General features: G+C 74.1%; 11 protein-coding genes, 1 tRNA gene and 3 pseudogenes. 10 read left to right on the forward strand and 5 right to left on the reverse strand.

The features are described from left to right. Window positions 1-76: 76 nt before the first annotated feature. Entirely contained in the window at window positions 77-868 is a 792-nt protein-coding gene (locus tag E6W39_RS26975) for an SDR family NAD(P)-dependent oxidoreductase (protein ID WP_141635716.1), read from the reverse strand. Window positions 869-1,032: 164 nt separating this feature from the next. Here E6W39_RS26975 and E6W39_RS26980 point away from each other — a divergent pair, with 164 nt between their 5' ends. The 5 genes and pseudogenes from E6W39_RS26980 (at window position 1,033) to E6W39_RS42045 (ending at window position 7,678) form a co-directional block, all read left to right on the forward strand. Continuing rightward, window positions 1,033-1,317, forward strand: coding sequence for a DUF3039 domain-containing protein (locus E6W39_RS26980; protein ID WP_141635717.1), 285 nt, complete (start codon window positions 1,033-1,035; stop codon window positions 1,315-1,317). Window positions 1,318-1,380: 63 nt separating this feature from the next. Continuing rightward, window positions 1,381-3,015: pseudogene (locus E6W39_RS26985) on the forward strand (beta-N-acetylhexosaminidase). Window positions 3,016-3,258: 243 nt separating this feature from the next. Continuing rightward, window positions 3,259-4,139, forward strand: a pseudogene (locus E6W39_RS26990) (FAD binding domain-containing protein). 38 nt (window positions 4,140-4,177) lie between these two features. Continuing rightward, a pseudogene (locus tag E6W39_RS42040) lies at window positions 4,178-4,642 on the forward strand ((2Fe-2S)-binding protein); the annotation flags it as partial. A 756-nt stretch (window positions 4,643-5,398) separates the two neighbouring features. After that, window positions 5,399-7,678, forward strand: a complete 2,280-nt coding sequence (locus E6W39_RS42045) for a xanthine dehydrogenase family protein molybdopterin-binding subunit (protein WP_228718729.1) — start codon at window positions 5,399-5,401, stop codon at window positions 7,676-7,678. 78 nt (window positions 7,679-7,756) lie between these two features. Here the strand turns inward: E6W39_RS42045 and E6W39_RS27000 are convergent. Next, a tRNA-Cys gene (locus E6W39_RS27000) sits at window positions 7,757-7,828 on the reverse strand. A gap of 127 nt (window positions 7,829-7,955) precedes the next feature. Here E6W39_RS27000 and E6W39_RS27005 point away from each other — a divergent pair. Continuing rightward, the gene (locus tag E6W39_RS27005; protein ID WP_228718378.1) at window positions 7,956-9,377 is read left to right on the forward strand and encodes an MFS transporter; all 1,422 of its coding nucleotides are present in this window, start codon (window positions 7,956-7,958) and stop codon (window positions 9,375-9,377) included. A gap of 15 nt (window positions 9,378-9,392) precedes the next feature. Here the strand turns inward: E6W39_RS27005 and E6W39_RS27010 are convergent, their stop codons facing one another. Both E6W39_RS27010 and E6W39_RS27015 read right to left on the reverse strand, forming a co-directional pair. Beyond that, window positions 9,393-9,956: a hypothetical protein gene (locus tag E6W39_RS27010; RefSeq protein WP_141635720.1), complete on the reverse strand. Its 564-nt coding sequence runs from the start codon at window positions 9,954-9,956 to the stop codon at window positions 9,393-9,395. Between the two features lie 151 nt (window positions 9,957-10,107). Continuing rightward, complete coding sequence (locus tag E6W39_RS27015; protein ID WP_141635721.1) at window positions 10,108-11,367, reverse strand: polysaccharide deacetylase family protein; 1,260 nt, start codon at window positions 11,365-11,367, stop codon at window positions 10,108-10,110. Window positions 11,368-11,619: 252 nt separating this feature from the next. Here E6W39_RS27015 and E6W39_RS27020 point away from each other — a divergent pair, with 252 nt between their 5' ends. Further along, entirely contained in the window at window positions 11,620-14,226 is a 2,607-nt protein-coding gene (locus E6W39_RS27020) for a phosphatidylglycerol lysyltransferase domain-containing protein (RefSeq protein WP_141635722.1), read from the forward strand. Continuing rightward, window positions 14,226-14,885 (forward strand): class F sortase, encoded by a 660-nt coding sequence (locus E6W39_RS27025; protein ID WP_141635723.1) that lies wholly within the window; start codon window positions 14,226-14,228, stop codon window positions 14,883-14,885. Before E6W39_RS27020 ends, E6W39_RS27025 begins: the two co-directional genes overlap by 1 nt. A gap of 35 nt (window positions 14,886-14,920) precedes the next feature. On the opposite strand, the gene E6W39_RS27030 is transcribed toward E6W39_RS27025, so the two are convergent. Then, on the reverse strand, window positions 14,921-15,355 hold the full coding sequence (locus E6W39_RS27030) for an SsgA family sporulation/cell division regulator (protein WP_141635724.1): 435 nt from the start codon (window positions 15,353-15,355) through the stop codon (window positions 14,921-14,923). 142 nt (window positions 15,356-15,497) lie between these two features. Here E6W39_RS27030 and E6W39_RS27035 point away from each other — a divergent pair, with 142 nt between their 5' ends. Continuing rightward, window positions 15,498-15,695 (forward strand): Arc family DNA-binding protein, encoded by a 198-nt coding sequence (locus tag E6W39_RS27035; RefSeq protein WP_141637972.1) that lies wholly within the window; start codon window positions 15,498-15,500, stop codon window positions 15,693-15,695. Next, window positions 15,692-16,075, forward strand: coding sequence for a type II toxin-antitoxin system death-on-curing family toxin (locus E6W39_RS27040; RefSeq protein WP_141635725.1), 384 nt, complete (start codon window positions 15,692-15,694; stop codon window positions 16,073-16,075). Before E6W39_RS27035 ends, E6W39_RS27040 begins: the two co-directional genes overlap by 4 nt. The last annotated feature ends 146 nt before the right edge of the window (window positions 16,076-16,221 follow it).

Below are 16,221 nucleotides of genomic sequence, written 5' to 3' on the forward strand. Positions count from 1 at the left end.
GGCCTCGGCGATGGCGGGGGTCGCGGCGGCCAGTGCGGCCGCGGTGCGGGAGACCATGGATGCCTCTCTGACGGGGTCAGTGCGCCTGGCCGGTGAGCAGGCCGGGGTGCACGCCCAGGCCCATCGAGGCGTCGATCACGGCGCCGTGCAGCAGGGTGGAGTCCGGGCCGGCCAGCCAGAAGATCAGCTCGGCCACCTCGGCCGGGTCGATCAGCCGCCCGCGGGGCAGCCGGTGCACCAGCTCGGCCTGCTCGACCGGGTCCAGTGCGTTGAGCGTGCTGGCCTCGAACATGCCGGTCTCCACGGCGCCCGGGCAGATCGCGAAGACCTCCACCGGCTCATGGGCGAGCTCGGCCGCGAGCTGCCGGGTGAAGTGGCCGAGGGCGGCCTTGCTCATGCCGTCGGCCAGTCGGAAGCCGGGGAACTGGGACACCCCGCCGCCGACGCTGGAGACGTTGACGATCTTGCCGCAGCCCTGCTCGATCAGCTGCGGCAGCAGTTTGCGGGTCAGCCAGAGCGGGCCGAGCGCGTTGATCCGCAGCATCGCCTCGTCCCGTTCGTGCTGGCTCGGGCCGGCGTACCGGGCGACCGTGGCCGAGCCGACCGCGGCGTTGTTGACCAGCACGCAGACCGGGCCGGGCAGCTCGTCGAGCAGCCGCTGGTGGTCGGCCCAGTCGCCCTGGTCGAAGGCGAAGGCCCGGACGGTGCCGGGCCCCTCCGCGTTGAGCTTCTCGGCCAGGACGGTGGCGCGGTCGGCCCCCAGCCGGTAGGTGAACCAGACGTTGTCGCCGGCCTGTGCGAACCGCTCGACGCAGGCCCGGCCGATCCCTGCCGAACCCCCGGTGATGAGTACGTTGCGTGTCGGCATCTGCCGTCCCTCCCGGAACATTGGGCCGTCGTGGCAGCGCTGAGTGACGGGCTGTGCCGATGGTGTCCAATCCGCGCGGCGGCGACAAGGATCACGCCGACGGACCCGGGGCTTGGTGAAGTCGGGGGTCCGTTTGCGGGGCGACCCCCATAGACTTGGCCCCCATGAGCACTCTTGAGCCCGAGCGCGGCCTCGGTACCGGCACCCTGGTCGAGCCCGTCCCGCAGGTGTCCCACGGCGACGGTGACCACGAGCGCTTCGCGCACTACGTCCAGAAGGACAAGATCATGGAGAGCGCGCTCTCCGGTTCCCCGGTGGTCGCGCTCTGCGGCAAGGTCTGGGTGCCCGGGCGCGACCCGAAGAAGTACCCGGTCTGCCCGATGTGCAAGGAGATCTACGACGGCATCGGCGCCGGCGGCGACAAGGGCGGCGACAACAAGGGCAAGTAGGCCGGTCCAGCCAGGCCGGTATTGGTCTGTACCAATGGCGGTGTGCGGGGCAGGATGCCCGCCATGGACCTGATCCCCGCACCGGCCGACGTCCGGCTCGACCCGCGCCGCACCCTGCCGCTCGGGCCGGACAGCACCCTGGCCGGCGGGCCCGGCACCGAGGCCGCCGAGCGCTGGCTGCGCACCGAGCTGGGAGCCGCCACCGGGCTGGCGCTGCCCCGGGCCGACCGCCCGTCATCGAGCTGCGGCTCTCCCCCAGCCCGGCGGCTGGGAGGTGCCCCATGCGGCACTGGCACCGGAGGCCTACCGGATCGCGATCGGCCCCGAGCGGGCCCGGCTCACCGCCGGCGGCCCGGCCGGCGCGCACTGGGCCGCCCAGACGCTGCGCCAGCTGCTCGGCCCCGAGGCGTTCCGGCGGGCACCGCTGCGCCGCACCGGCTGGGCGCTGCCGCTCGGCGAGATCACCGACGCGCCGCGGTTCGGCTGGCGGGGCCTGCTGCTGGACACCGCACGGCACTTCCTGCCCAAGCCCGAGCTGCTGCGTTACGTCGACCTGCTGGCCGCGCACAAGCTCAATGTGCTGCACCTGCACCTGACGGACGATCAGGGCTGGCGTTTCGAGGTCAAGCGCTATCCGAAGCTGGTCGAGACCGGCTCCTGGCGGACCCGTTCGATGGTGGGCTTCCGGGACGGGCAGCGCTGGGACGACCGGCCGCACGGGGCCACTACACCCAGGACGACCTGCGCGAGCTGGTCGCCTACGCGGCCGACCGGGGGATCACGGTGGTGCCGGAGATCGACCTGCCCGGGCACACCCAGGCCGCCATCGCCGCCTACCCGGAGCTGGGCAACACCGACGTGGTGGACACCGCCGCGCTGGGGGTGTGGACCGACTGGGGCGTCAGCTCCCACGTGCTCAACGCGTCGGACGCCACCCTGGCCTTCTTCGAGGGCGTGCTGGAGGAGCTCCTGGAGGTGTTCCCGTCCGAGTTCGTGCACCTCGGCGGGGACGAGTGCCCCAAGGACGAGTGGCGGGCCAGCCCGGCCGCTCAGGCCCGGATCAAGGCGCTGGGGCTGGCCGGCGAGGAGGAGCTGCAGGGCTGGATGATCCGGCACTTCGGCCGCTGGCTGGCCGACCGGGGGCGGCGGCTGATCGGCTGGGACGAGATCCTGGAGGGCGGCCTCGCGCCGCAGGCCGCTGTCTCCTCCTGGCGGGGCTACTTCGGCGGGGTGGCGGCCGCGCGGGCCGGGCACCAGGTGGTGATGTGCCCGGAGCAGTACGTCTACCTGGACCACCGGCAGGCCGACGGGCCCGAGGAGCCGATCCCGGTCGGCTTCGTGCGCACCGCGGCGGACGTCTACCGGTTCGAGCCGGTCCCGCCCGAGCTGGACGAGGCGAGCGCCCGTCAGGTGATCGGCACTCAGGCGAACCTGTGGACCGAGTTCGCCGACCAGCCCCGGGACGTCGACTTCCGGGCGTTCCCCCGTTTGGCTGCACTCGCCGAGGTCGCCTGGTCCGAGCTGCCCAGGGACCCGGCGCAGCGGGACTGGCCGGGCTTCGAGCAGCGGCTCGGCGGCCACCTGGCCAGGCTGGACGCACTCGGCGTGGCCTACCGCCCGCCGACCGGGCCGCACCCGTGGCAGCGGCGACCCGGGGTGCCGGGCCGCCCGTCGGACGGGCCGCCGCCGGTGCGCTGACGCTCCGTCCGGCCGGCGGGGAACCTTCGGGACCGCCGGGTCGTCAAGATCAGGTGGCGGGGCGGCCTCCCTTCGGACCCCTGCGGCTTCAGTTCGGCAGCCCGGGCCCGTACTCTACGGGCGGTACCGCGAGCGCGGTGCGCGGCAGGCCGACCGCTCGGCGGCCGACCGGTACGGCTGGGCCCGGACCCGAGCGCAGCCAGGAGAGTGGAGCACGGTGGGACCCAGGTGAATCGGACGATCATGCTGCCGACCTCGCTGGCGGAGGCTGTCGAAGCCCTGGGTACCAGCCCCGCCGCCGTGCCGGTGGCGGGCGGCACCGACCTGATGGAGGCCGTCAACGCCGGGCGGCTGCGCCCCGCCGCGCTGCTCGGCCTCGGCCGGATCACCGAACTGCGCGGCTGGCGCTACGAGGACGGCGGCACCGCGGTGCTCGGCGCCGGCCTCACCCTGGCCCGGATGGACCGCCCCGACTTCGCCGCGCTGATCCCGGCGCTGGCCGACGCGGCCCGCACCGCCGGGCCGCCGCAGACCCGCAACGTCGGCACCCTGGGCGGCAACATCGCCACCGCCGCGCCGACCGGCGACACCCTGCCGGTGCTCACCGCGCTGGAGGCGCAGGTGACCCTGGCCGGCGTCGGCGGCACCCGGGACGTGCCGGTCAGCCACCTGCTCACCGGCCTCGACCCGATCCGCCCGGGCGAACTGCTCACCTGGGTGCGGGTGCCGCTGCTGCACGCCCCCAGGTGTTCCTCAAGGCCACCGGGCGCAGCGGCCCGGCCAGGGCCACCGCCTCGGTCGCCCTGGTGCTCGACCCGGCCCGGCGCGCGGTGCGCTGCGCGGTCGGCGCGGTGGCGCCGGTGCCGCTGCGCCCGCTGGAGGCGGAGGCCTGGGTGGCGGGCTGCATCGACTGGTCGGCGCGCGGCGAGGAGGGCGCCACGGCCATCGACCCGGCCGCGGCGGCCGCCTTCGGCGAGTACGTGGCCACCGCCTGCGTGCCGGACGGCTACGGCGCTGACCCGGCGTCGGGACTGCCGCCGCAGGGGCCGACGGCGGCGGCCGTGGCGCTACGGCGTACCGTGGCGGTGCTGGCCCGCCGGGCGCTGGGGAGGGCACTGAAGTGACGGCCGAGGGGATCGCCCAGATGGCGACCGAACCGACGATGCATCCCGCCCAGCCGGGCGACGGGCGGCCCACCGCCTCGTACACGCTGCGGGTGAACGGCTTCGAACGGCCGGTCACCGACGCCTGGATCGGCGAGAGCCTGCTCCATGTGCTGCGCGAGCGGCTCGGGCTGGCGGGTGCCAAGAACGGCTGCGAGCAGGGCGAGTGCGGGGCCTGCTCGGTGCAGGTGGACGGCCAGTTGGTGGCCGGCTGCCTGGTGCCGGCGGCGCTCGCGGCGGACAGCGAGATCGCCACCGTGGAGGGCCTGTCGGCCGGCGGCGCGGCCAGCGACGTGCAGCAGGCGCTGGCCGACTCCGGGGCGGTGCAGTGCGGCTACTGCACGCCCGGCATGGCGATGGCGGTGCACGACCTGCTGCAGCGCAACCACCGGCCCAGCGAGATGGAGGCCCGCCAGGCGCTCTGCGGCAACCTGTGCCGGTGCACCGGGTACCGCAGCGCGCTGGCGGCCGTGCAGACCGTCGCGGACCAGCGGGCCGCGCTGCTGGTGGAGGCCGAGGCGACCGCGGAGGCGGCTGACGAGGCGTCGGGACCGCCCGCCGACACCACCGAACCGGCGGCCCAGGAGCCGCCCGCGCCGGAAGGCGCCGTCGCCCAGGCGCTCGACCTGCCGGTCTACCAGGACGCCTGGAGCGGCACCGCTGCCGCCGGCGAGGTGCCGATCTTCGAGGCCGACGGCGACTGGATCGCCGCCGAGGAGGCGGTGCCCACCACCGCCGGCGGCCTCGGGACCATCCCGGCCCAGGGCTACCCCGGCTACGACACCGCCGGATACGCCCCGGGCACCGGCTATGACGCGGCGTCCGGCTACGAGCCCACCCCCGTGCACGGCACCGCCGTCCCGACCTTCGACACCACCCCGCGCAGGGCACCCCGTACGAGCCCACCCCCGCGCACGGCACCGCCACCCCGTCGTTCGACACCACCCCGGCCCAGGGCACCCCGTACGACCCGACCCCGGCGCACGGCATCCCGCACCAGGACGGCGGCTACCCGGCCGCGCCGCAGTACGCGGCCGACCCGTACGCCCAGGTGCCCTACCCGGGCACCGCCTACGACCCGCTCGGCTACCAGGCCACCCCGGCGCACGGCATCCCGGCGCCCGCCACCCCGTTCGACGGCACGGTCTACGAGACCGCCCCCGGCACGCCCGAGGCCGGCACCCCGCCCACGGCCTCCACCTCCCCGAGGACGGCCACGCATGACCGACCAGCTCGACCGCCCGGCCGAGAGCGCCCCGGCGCCGGCCCCGGCCCACGGCCTGGGCAGCTCGCCGCTGCGCACCGACGCGCTGCCCAAGGCGCTCGGCATCTACCCGTACGCCGCCGACCTCTGGGCGGAGGGGCTGCTCTGGGGCGCGGTGCTGCGCTCGCCGCACCCGCACGCCCGGATCGTCGCCATCGACACCTCGGCGGCGCTGGCGATCCCCGGGGTGCACGCCGTGGTGACCGCCGCCGACCTGCCCGCACAGCCGACGGAGGCCGACCGCCCGGTGCTGGCCGCCGAGGTGGTCCGCCACCACGGCGAGCCGGTGGCCGCGGTGGCCGCCGACCACCCGGACACCGCGCGGCTGGCCGCCGCCTCGATCCTGGTCGAGTACCAGCTCCTGGAGCCGCTGACCGACCCGGAGCAGGCCTTCAACGGCCCGGCCCTGCACCCGAACGGCAACCTGCTGCGCCACCTGCCGCTGCGCCACGGCGACCAGGAGCTGGTCGGCGAGGTGGTGGTCGAGGGGCTCTACCAGGTGGGGCGCCAGGACCCGGCGCCGATCGGCACCGAGGCGGGCCTGGCGGTGCCGCGCCCGGACGGCGGGGTGGAGCTGCACCTGTCCTCCACCGACCCGCACGGCGACCGGGACCGGGTGGCGGCCCGGCTCGGCCTGGAGCCGGACCGGGTGCGGCTGGTGGTCACCGGCGTGCCCGGCGCCAGCGCGGACCGCGAGGAGCTCTCCTTCCAGGTGACCCTGGCGCTGCTGGCGCTGCGCTCCGGCCGGCCGGTGAAGATGGTGCTGACCCGCGAGGAGTCGTTCCAGGCGCACAGCGGCCGGCACCCGGCGCTGCTGCGCTACCGCCACCACGCCGACGCCCAGGGCACCTTGGTCAAGGTGGAGGCGCAGATCCTGCTGGACGGCGGGGCCTACGCGGACGTCTCGGCGGAGGTGCTGGGCGCCGCCACCGCGTTCGCGGCCGGACCGTACGTCTGCCCGAACGTCTCGGTGGACGCCTGGGCGGTGCGCACCAACAACCCGCCGGCCGGCCGGATGCGCGGCGAGGGCGCGCTGCAGTCCTGCTTCGCGCACGAGTCGCAGATGGACCTGCTGGCCGCTCGGCTCGGCCTGGACCCGCTGGAGATCCGCCGCCGCAACGCGATGACCACCGGCGACTCGCTGCCCACCGGACAGGCCGTCACCTGCCCGGCCCCGGTCGGCCCGCTGCTGGAGGCGCTCGACGAGGTGCCGCTGCCGGCGCTGCCGCTGGACGACCCGGACACCGCCTGGCTGCTGCCCGGCGGCCCGGGCGGAGCCGGCGACCCGGCGGCGGTGCGGCGCGGCATCGGCTATGCGGTCGGCATGGTGCACATGCTGGGCGCGGAGGGCGCGGACGAGGTCTCCACCGCCACCGTGCGGGTCAGCGGGGACCACGCCACGGTGATCTGCGCGGCGGTCGACGCCGGGCAGGGCTTCGCCACGCTGGCGCGGCAGATCGTGCAGTCGGTGCTCGGGGTGAGCGAGGTCTACGTCGCGCCGGTGGACAGCGACCAGACGATCGCCGGCCCGTCCGCCCGCGGCCGGCACACCTGGGTCTCCGGCGGGGCGGTGGAGAAGGCCGCGCTGATGGTCCGCCACCAGTTGCTGCAGCCGATCGCCGCCGACTTCGGCATGTCGGTGGAGCTGCTGTCGATCGCCGAGGGCAAGATCACCTCCTATGACGGGGTGCTCGGCATGCCGGTCGGCGAGGCGCTGGAGGGCAAGGAGCTGTGGGCCACCGCGCAGTGCCGCCCGCACCCGACCGAGCCGCTGGACGAGGCCGGCCAGGGTGACGCCTTCGTTTCGATCGCCTTCTGCGCGATGCGCGCCGTGGTGGACGTGGACATCGAACTGGGCGCCGTCCGGGTGGTCGACGTGACGGTGGCCCAGGACGTCGGTCGGGCCCTGAACCCGGGCCAGATCGAGGACCGGATCGAGGCGGCGGTGGCCCACGGGGTCGGCGCGGCCCTGCTGGAGGACCTGCGCACCACCGCCGGCGTCCCGCACGACCTCTCGCTCACCGGCTACCGGCTGCCCACCTCGCTGGACACCCCCGAGGTGCGGATCGCCAAGCTGGTGGAGGAGCGCGACGTGGTCGCCACCTTCGGTGCCAAGGCGGTCAGCGCCGTCCCCGCCGTGGTGGCCCCCGCCGCCGTCGCCGCCGCGGTCCGCGCCGCCACCAACCTCCCGGTCGGCCGCCTCCCGATCCTTGCGCAGGACGCGGTGGTGGGCTGAGCCCGGGCGGCCGAAAAGGCCCGAGAACACCGGAATGCCGGGTCGACGAAAACGTCGACCCGGCATTCCGATTTCACGAGGCCATGACGGGAATCGAACCCGTGTACACCGCTTTGCAGGCGGTTCCCTAAGCCACTCGGGCACACGGCCGGCTGATGGGAAAAAGCTTAGGCGACACCCTGTGGGGTCGGTCAATGGCCGAATGTGACATCCGCATGAAGTCCTAGGACCAAAGGGTCAGGAGTAAACCCGGCACACGCGGCTTACCATGGCAGTCATGACCGCAACCGACTCCGCTCTGCTCGGCCAGCTCGCCCCGCCTGACCAGGGCGGAGTGCTGAGCGCGCGGTACCGCGCGCTGACGTTGGGGATCGTCTCGGTGGTGCTGCTGCTCGCCTTCGAGGCGACCGCGGTGAACACCGCGATGCCGGTGGCGGCCCGTCAGCTGCACGGGGTGGGGCTCTACGCGTTCGCGTTCTCCGGCTACTTCACCAGCACCCTGTTCGCCATGGTGCTGTCCGGCGAGTGGTGCGACCGGCGCGGGCCGGTGCTGCCGCTGTTCGCCGGGATCGGGGTCTTCGCCGGCGGGCTGGTGGTGGCCGGCGCGGCGGCCGACATGTGGCTGTTCGTCAGCGGACGGGCGATCCAGGGCCTCGGTGGCGGCCTGGTGATCGTGGCGCTCTACGTGGTGGCCGGGCGGGCCTTTCCGGAACGGCTGCGGCCGGCCGTCTTCGCCGCGTTCTCGGCGGCCTGGGTGCTGCCCTCGATCATCGGCCCCGTGGTCTCCGGGGCCGTCACCCAGCACCTGGGCTGGCGCTGGGTGTTCCTGGCCGTGCCGATGCTGGTGGTGCTGCCGCTCGCGGTGATGGGGCCGGCGCTGCGGCGGGCCGAGCGGGAGCAGGAGCCTCTGCCGGGCGGCGCGCTGAACCGGCGGCGGATCGGGCTCGCCGCGATGGCCGCGCTCGGCGCCGGGCTGCTGCAGTGGGCGGGCGAGCGCCGGGACCTGGTGGCACTGCTGCCCGCGCTGGTCGGGCTGGCGCTGCTGGTGCCCGCGGTGCTGCGGCTGCTGCCGGCCGGCACCCTGCGGGCCGGGCGCGGGCTGCCCACGCTGATCCTGCTGCGCGGGGTGGCGTCCGGTGCGTTCTTCGCCGCCGAGGCGTTCATCCCGCTGATGATGGTGACGCAGCGTCATCTGTCGCCGACCATGGCCGGCCTCACCCTGACCAGTGGCGGGCTCTCCTGGTCGCTCGGCTCCTGGCTGCAGGGCCGGCCCGGCGCCGACCGCCACCGCGAGCTGCTGATCCGGCTCGGCTTCCTGTTCACCAGCGTCGCCGTCGCGGGCGCCGCCCTGGTGCTGCTGCCCGCCATGCCGACCTGGACGGCGGCGGTGGCCTGGGCCTTCGGCGGGCTCGGGATGGGCCTGCTGATCGCCAGCATCAGCGTGCTGATGCTGAAGCTCTCGCCGCCCGAGGCGGCCGGGGCCAATTCGGCGTCGCTGCAGGTGTCGGACTCGCTGGGCACGGTGCTGCTGGTCGGCCTGGCCGGGGTGCTGTTCGCGGCGGGCGGCGGCGGTGCGGTCACGGCGGCCACCGCGGGCGCGAGCGTGCCCGGGGCGGCGTTCGGCATGATCTTCGTGGTGATGGCCGCGGTCTCGCTGGGTGGCGCGGCACTGGCCGGCCGGGTGCGGCCGCGCGACTGAACCGCCGCCGGGCCGTCAGGAGCGGCGCCGCCGGTGGTGCGCGACGGCGGCGGCCGCCGTGCCCAGCAGGGTGACGCCGGCCAGCGCCTCCGGGACGTTCGGCCCGGTGCTGCCGCCCAGGCCCGCGTGGCTGGCCCCGCTCGGGCCGCTGGGACGGCCGCTCGGGTCACCGTGCTCCTGGTGGTCGCCGCGGCCCGGCACGCCGCCGTGCACCGTGATGGTGGTGGTCGCCTTGTGCTTGGTGGCAGTGGTGCAGGTGATGGTCACGTCGTAGACGCCGGGCCGGGCATGCTCGGGGACCGTGGCGACCGCGCCGACCAGGCCCCGCAGCGCGCCGAGCTTGACCGCCGGGATGCCCTCGGCGGGGCCGGTGGACGCGCTGCCGGCTTGCTCGCGCGCCTTGAAGGTGGCCTGGCCGCCCGCGTTGTCGCAGTTGCCGCCGTCGAACAGGGTGAAGTGACCACCGGGGGAGACCGGGTCCGGCTCGATGACGACCGGGTTGGCGGCGGCCGGGTTGGCGGCGGCCAACCCGGCGGCCAGGGCGAGCAGCCCGGTGGCGGCGAAGTGACGAGCACGCATGGCGAGGGATTCCTTACGAACGGTGAGTGTCCTGAACACCAGGGGACGGGCTCCGCGGCCCCGCCGCACCCCGAGCGGACCGGCCGCGGGCCGGGAAAACCGGCTGCTACCTGGGGTGATGTCCGATCACCCGGGGTAGCGCCGAACGGGGTCAGCCAGCCTTGCCGAGGTAGCTCGACCAGCCGCCGGCCGGGCTCTCGCCGACCCCGAGCGCCTGCAGCTTGCGCAGCACCCCCGGGTCCTGCGCCTCCAGCCACTGCACCAGCTGGCGGAACGAGACCAGCCGCACCTCGGGCTTGCCGGCGATGGTCCGCAGCACCTCCTCCACCGCGTTCATGTAGATGCCGCCGTTCCACTGCTCGAAGTGGTTGCCGATGTACATCGGCGCGCGGTTGGTGGTGTAGGCGCGTTCGAATCCCATCAGGTAGGCGTCCCGGGCCTGCTTCTGCCAGGCGTCCTGCATCACCGGATTGCCCTTGGGGTCGTCGCCCGACTGGTTGTACATGATGTTGTAGTCCATCGACAGGACCTGGAAGGAGTGCCCGGGGAACGGGATGGACTGCAGCGGCATGTCCCAGAGCGCGCCGCCCTGGAACTTCTGCGGCCACACCTGCAGCCCGCCCGGGCCGCTGGCGTCGTACTTCCAGCCGCGGGCGGCCGCGGTCGGCAGCAGGGCGCGCTGGCCCTCCAGGCAGGGGGTGCGGCCGCCGATCAGCTCCTTGCGGTAGTCGAAGGGCAGCGCGGGCAGATCGCTGAAGCCGGTGTTGGTCCTCCACTTCATGACGAAGTCCATGGCCTGCTGGATCTCGCTCTCCCACTCGGCGGACGACCAGCGGCCGACCCCGTTGCCGCCGCAGAAGTGGCCGTTGAAGTGGGTGCCGATCTCGTGGCCGTCCAGCCAGGCCGCGCCGACCTGGGTCAGCGTGGCGTGGATGTGGTCGTCGGCCAGGTAGCCGATGTCGGAGGCGCCGATCCGGTGCTGGGGCGGGCGGTAGAGCTCCTTCTTGCCCTCGGGCAGCGTGTAGATGCCGCTCAGGAAGAACGTCATCGAGGCGTTGTGCTGGTTGGCCAGGGTGCGGAACCGGGAGAAGAGCTTGTTGTCCAGCTCGCCCGCGCCGTCCCAGGAGAACACCACGAACTGCGGCGGGCGCTGGCCCAGCTCCAGGGGTTCCGGGACGGGCTGGTTGGGCTGCGGGCCGGTGTCGGAGGTGGAGCCGTCGCCGATCATCACGGCGGGCGGCTTGGCCGGGGTGCTGGGGGTCGCCGGCGAGGACGATCGTCCCGCCGCCGCAGCCCCGGCCGGAGCCGCCTGGTGGCCGGCGGCGGCGGGTCGGGCGCAGCCGGCGGCCACCGTGGCGGCGGCGGTGGCGGCGCCGGCCGCGAGCAGGGAACGGCGGGACAGGGCGTCCATGATCACTCCAAGTCGGTGCGACGTGCACGGTTGCGTCCCAACGGCTGTGCGGTTTCCGATTGGTGGTTCTCTGTCCGCTGATTGACCGTTATGGGCGATTTGTCACAGAATCGCATGATCTGACCTGGATGGCGGCCCCGGCGGGTGTTCAACCGTCCGTTAGGACCAGCCGATCGGCGTGTCGACGCGTCAGCCGGAGCGAACGATCATTCAGATTGAAACGCAGGCAGGGTGGGAGGAGCGCGGGTCGCCATGTGGCAGTCGGTACTGAATGCCTACCACTCCCGAGTCGTCGAGCCCGGCCGGCAGCCGCTCTTCCTGCTGCTGCTCGGCCTGATCGCCGCCTTCCTCTTCATCCGGTTGAGCACCAGGCTGATCCGCCGCGGCACCCCCTGGTGGCCCGGCAACGTCACCCCCGGCGGCCTGCACATCCACCACGTGGTCTTCGGCCAGGCGCTGATGCTGGTCGCCGGGGTCGGCGGCTTCACGCTGCACAGCCCGAGCGGCCACCTGCGCGAGGCGTTCGCGCTGGCCTTCGGGATCGGCTGCGGCCTGGTCCTCGACGAGTTCGCGCTGGTGCTGCACCTGGAGGACGTCTACTGGAAGGAGCAGGGCCGCAAGTCGGTGGACGCGGTGATCCTGGCCGCAGCACTGATCGGCCTGCTGCTGCTCGGCCAGCTCCCGCTCGGCGGGTTCGTCGGCAAGGTCTCGCCCTCCCAACTGGCGGTGGCCGGCGCACTGCTGGTGCTGGTGGTGGTCAGCCTGCTCAAGGGCAAGCTGTGGACGGGCCTGCTCGGCGTGATGATCCCGCTGCTCGCGGTGGTCGGCGCGATCCGGCTGGCCCGCCCCGGCAGCCCCTGGGCCCGCTGGCGCTACCGCAGCCGCCCGCGCCGGATGGCCCGCGCCGAGCGCCGCGAGGCCCGGGTGCACCGGCGGCTGATGGCCGTCAAGACGGCCGCCTACAACCTGCTGGCCGGCGCTCCCGACGTGACCGCCGAACCGGCCGCCGCCGCCGCGCCGCCGCTCGCCGCACCCGCGCAGGTGCCGCCGCCGCCCGCTCGCTGGCGGCAGCGCTGCGGCGGCTACGCCGAGTGGTACCTGCGGATCGCCGCCGCGGTCAACCTGCTGACCGGTCTGGTCACGCCGTTCCGGGAGCGGGTGCACAAGGTCGACAGCGGCGAGTACTTCACCCCCGTGCTGTTCACCGCCGGCTTCACCGCCGCGCTGTTCGCCGCCCTGCTGGCCGTGATGCTGCGCCGCCGCAAGCGGGCCGCCTGGATAGTGGCCACCGCGGTGGTCGCCGGCTACGCCGTGCTGTTCGGGCTGGCCCTGCTGGCGCTGCCCGAGGACCGCGGGCACCCGTTCAACTGGGTATCGGCCGCCCTCACCGCGAGCGTGCTCGCCGCGCTGCTGCTCAGCCGGCGCGCCTACCAGGTGCGCGGCGCGCACGGCAACGTCCTGATCGGGCTGAGCAGCGCGGTGGCGGGCGCCGCCCTGGTGCTGGGGCTGGGCGCGGTGCTGATCCGGGCCAGCAGCTCGCCGCCGGTGCCGGACTGGGACGACAGCGTCCGGTACGCCGCGATCCGCCTCTTCACCACCACGGGCTTCGGCGAACTGGTGCCCACGGTAACCGTCGCCCGCTGGGCCGACCTGGCGATCAACGTGCTCGCCGCCGCCGTGTTCCTGATCGTGCTGCGGGTCTTCTTCCGCTCCCCGCGCGACCGGGTCTGGCTGCAGCCCGAGGACGAGCAGCGGCTGCGCGCCCTGCTGGAGCGGCACGGCGCCCGCGACTCGCTGGGCTACTTCGCGCTGCGCCGCGACAAGGCGGTCTGCTGGTCGCCGTCCGGCAAGGCCGCGGTGCTCTACCGGGTGGTCAACGGGGTGGCGCTGGCCTCCGGTGACCCGATCGGCGACCCGGAGGCCTGGCCGCAGGCGATCGACCGCTGGCGCGAACTGGCCCGGGCCAACGCCTGGGTGCCCGCCGTCACCGGCGCCGGCGAGCAGGCCGGCATCGCCTACCGCCGGGCCGGCCTCAAGGCCCTGGAGTTCGGCGACGAGGCGATCGTGGAGGTGGCGGGCTTCGCCCTGGAGGGACGCTCGATGCGGACCCTGCGGCAGGCATACAACCGGGTCCGCAAGGCCGGCTACACCGCCGTGATCCGCCGGCACCGGGACATCCCGGAGGCCGAGCTGGCCGAACTGGTGCACCTGGCCGACGCCTGGCGGCACGGGCGCACCGAGCGCGGCTTCACCATGGCGCTCGGCCGGCTCGGCGACCCGGCCGACGGCGACTGCCTGATGGTCGAGTGCCGCGACGAGAACGACCGCACCTGCGCGCTGCTCAGCTTCGTGCCGTGGGGCGCGCACGGCCTCTCGCTGGACCTGATGCGCCGTGACCGGGAGTCGGAGAACGGGCTGGTGGAGTTCCTGGTCACCGAACTGCTGCTGCGCGCCGCGCACGGCGAGCCCGCGGTCACCCGGGTCTCGCTGAACTTCGCGATGTTCCGCTACGTCTTCGAGGCCGGCGGCAAGCTGGGGGCCGGTCCGGTGCTGCGGCTGTTCCGGACCCTTCTGCGGTTCCTCTCCCGCTGGTGGCAGCTGGAGTCGCTGTACCGGGCCAACGCCAAGTACCAGCCGGCCTGGGAGCCGCGGTTCGTGCTCTACGAGAAGTCCTCCGAACTGCCGGTGATCGCGATCGCCAACGGCATGGCCGAGGGGTTCCTGGTTCGGCCGCGGCTGCTCGGCGTCGGCGCGCTGCGCCGCTCGTCCACCGATCACCCGTCCGCAGGCGCAGCCGATGCGCGGCGGCGGACCGCCGACTCGGCTGGACCGGGCCGGACCGAAGGGGAGGTGGACTGATGGCGAGACCGGACGGCGGGCCGGCCGGACACCGGAGCCCCTGGTCGGGGGCGGTGCTGCTGGGGGCGGCGATGGTCGCGGGCGCCTGGCTGGTCCAGGACGGCCTGCACGGCTCGCCGCCGCCGGCCCCCGCACCCGCCGAGGCGCCGGGCGTCGGCGGGGTGCGCCCGGCCGGGCTGAGCGGCACCCCGATGGGCCGGTCGCGGCCGGTGCGGATCAGCATCCCGGCGATCGGGGTGGACGCCCCGGTCAACGGCGTCGGCCTGGACCCCGAGGGCCACCTGGCCACCCCGCCGGACCAGGACCGCAACCTGGCCGGCTGGTACCAGGCCGGGGTGACGCCGGGTCAGCGCGGCACCGCCCTGCTGGCCGGGCACGTGGACACCGCGACCGGCCCGGCCGTCTTCCACGGGCTGGGCGCGCTGCGCCGCGGCGACCGGATCGACGTGCTCCGGGACGACCGCAGCACCGCCTGGTTCACCGTCGACGGAGTCGAGGTCTACCCGCGCACCGCCTTCCCCGACCAGCAGGTCTACGGCCAGGCCCCGGACCCCCAGCTGCGCCTGATCACCTGCGGCGGCGGCTACCGCAAGGGCGACGGCTACCAGGGGAACGTGGTGGTCTACGCCCACCTGGCCGGCCACCGCGGACCCGGGTGACGCGCTCCCAGCCTTCGGCCGGGGGTGCCCCCGTCTCAGGAACCCAGCAGCTCGGCCAGCGCCCGGTCGGCGTCCAGGTGCCGCAGCTCCTGGTCCTCGGGCACCGCCCGGTAGCTGGCCCAGAGGAACCGGCGCAGGTCGCCGGCCTCGAAGCGCACCAGCGCCACCCCCTCCGGCGCCCGCAGCTCGACCATGGTGTGCGTGCCCCGGCAGGGCCTCACGTGCACGTCCCCGAGCCCGCTCGGCAGCTCCAGCCCGCAGGCCAGCAACTGCCGGGCGAACACCCACACCACCTCGGCCGCACCCTGCGGCGCCGACCGCTCGTCCAGCGAGTACTCGGCCGGGAACACCATCCGCACCGCCAGCGGATCGTTCCGCCGGTACCGCAGCACCACGCTGAGGCCGCTGGACACCTGGGTGCTGAGGATCAGCCGGGCCTGGACGACGTGCTCGACACTGGCGCTGCGCATGGGGGGCTCCTTGGGGACGGGACATGCGGTCACCAGGAGAGAGCGGCGCGGGGGCGGGGGATTACCGGGGCGGACGGGTGATGTGGGTCACGAATGGCGGGTACCATAATGACCCCATCAAAAGTACCATTTCGGTATGGCCATGAATTTGCGACTCAGCGACGAACAGCAGGAAGCCCTGAAGACTCGGGCCGAAGCGGAGGGACGCAGCATGCATGCTGTCGTACTACTTGCGATCGAGCGGTACCTGAGCGAGGAGGCGGACCGGGAGTCGGTGCGCAAGCTCGGTGCCAAGTACGCGGCTCGCCACGCCGACCTGCTCCGGAGGCTGGGCGAGTGAAGTACCTGACCGCCCGCGAGGTCCTGGATCTCTCAGAGCTTGCCTGCCAGGGGCAGAGCATGGGCGTCCGGGACCTCGGACTACTCGACTCGGCGGTCCACCGCCCGAGGTCCGAGATGTTCGGGATCGAGGCCTACACCAGCGTATGGGAGAAAGCAGCGGCGCTGTTGCAGTCGCTGACCATCAACCACCCGTTCGTGGATGGCAACAAGCGCACCGCGTGGATGTGCACAGTGGTCTTCCTTGATCTCAATGGGGCCGAAATGCTGGCTGTTGACCAGGATCAGGCGTACAAGCTGGTGGTCGGGGTGGCTGCCGGTGTGCTCCATGAAATCAGCGATATCGCGCAGCGGTTGCGGCAGCTCCACGACGCCCGGTGACGGCTTGTGTCGGGCCCTGAGGTGACGCGGGGCCCGGTACGCTAGGCGGGTTGTCCGATCGCCCGCCGACTGCGGGGTGGGGCCGGGAACACCGCCCTGACCTGCGACAATCACCTTTTCCGGAGACCGTGAGTACTGCCGCCTCT

The organism is Kitasatospora acidiphila (genome assembly GCF_006636205.1).
Classification (GTDB): Bacteria; Actinomycetota; Actinomycetes; order Streptomycetales; family Streptomycetaceae; genus Kitasatospora; species Kitasatospora acidiphila.

Coding starts and splice junctions, on each gene's coding strand:
- E6W39_RS27030 (WP_141635724.1), bottom strand. CDS start 15,355: ATGCGCAGCGCCAGTGTCGAGCACGTCGTCCAGGCCCGGCTGATCCTC.
- E6W39_RS27015 (WP_141635721.1), bottom strand. CDS start 11,367: ATGGACGCCCTGTCCCGCCGTTCCCTGCTCGCGGCCGGCGCCGCCACC.
- E6W39_RS42045 (WP_228718729.1), top strand. CDS start 5,399: ATGACCGACCAGCTCGACCGCCCGGCCGAGAGCGCCCCGGCGCCGGCC.
- E6W39_RS27025 (WP_141635723.1), top strand. CDS start 14,226: ATGGCGAGACCGGACGGCGGGCCGGCCGGACACCGGAGCCCCTGGTCG.
- E6W39_RS27010 (WP_141635720.1), bottom strand. CDS start 9,956: ATGCGTGCTCGTCACTTCGCCGCCACCGGGCTGCTCGCCCTGGCCGCC.
- E6W39_RS26980 (WP_141635717.1), top strand. CDS start 1,033: ATGAGCACTCTTGAGCCCGAGCGCGGCCTCGGTACCGGCACCCTGGTC.
- E6W39_RS26975 (WP_141635716.1), bottom strand. CDS start 868: ATGCCGACACGCAACGTACTCATCACCGGGGGTTCGGCAGGGATCGGC.
- E6W39_RS27020 (WP_141635722.1), top strand. CDS start 11,620: ATGTGGCAGTCGGTACTGAATGCCTACCACTCCCGAGTCGTCGAGCCC.
- E6W39_RS27035 (WP_141637972.1), top strand. CDS start 15,498: ATGAATTTGCGACTCAGCGACGAACAGCAGGAAGCCCTGAAGACTCGG.
- E6W39_RS27005 (WP_228718378.1), top strand. CDS start 7,956: ATGACCGCAACCGACTCCGCTCTGCTCGGCCAGCTCGCCCCGCCTGAC.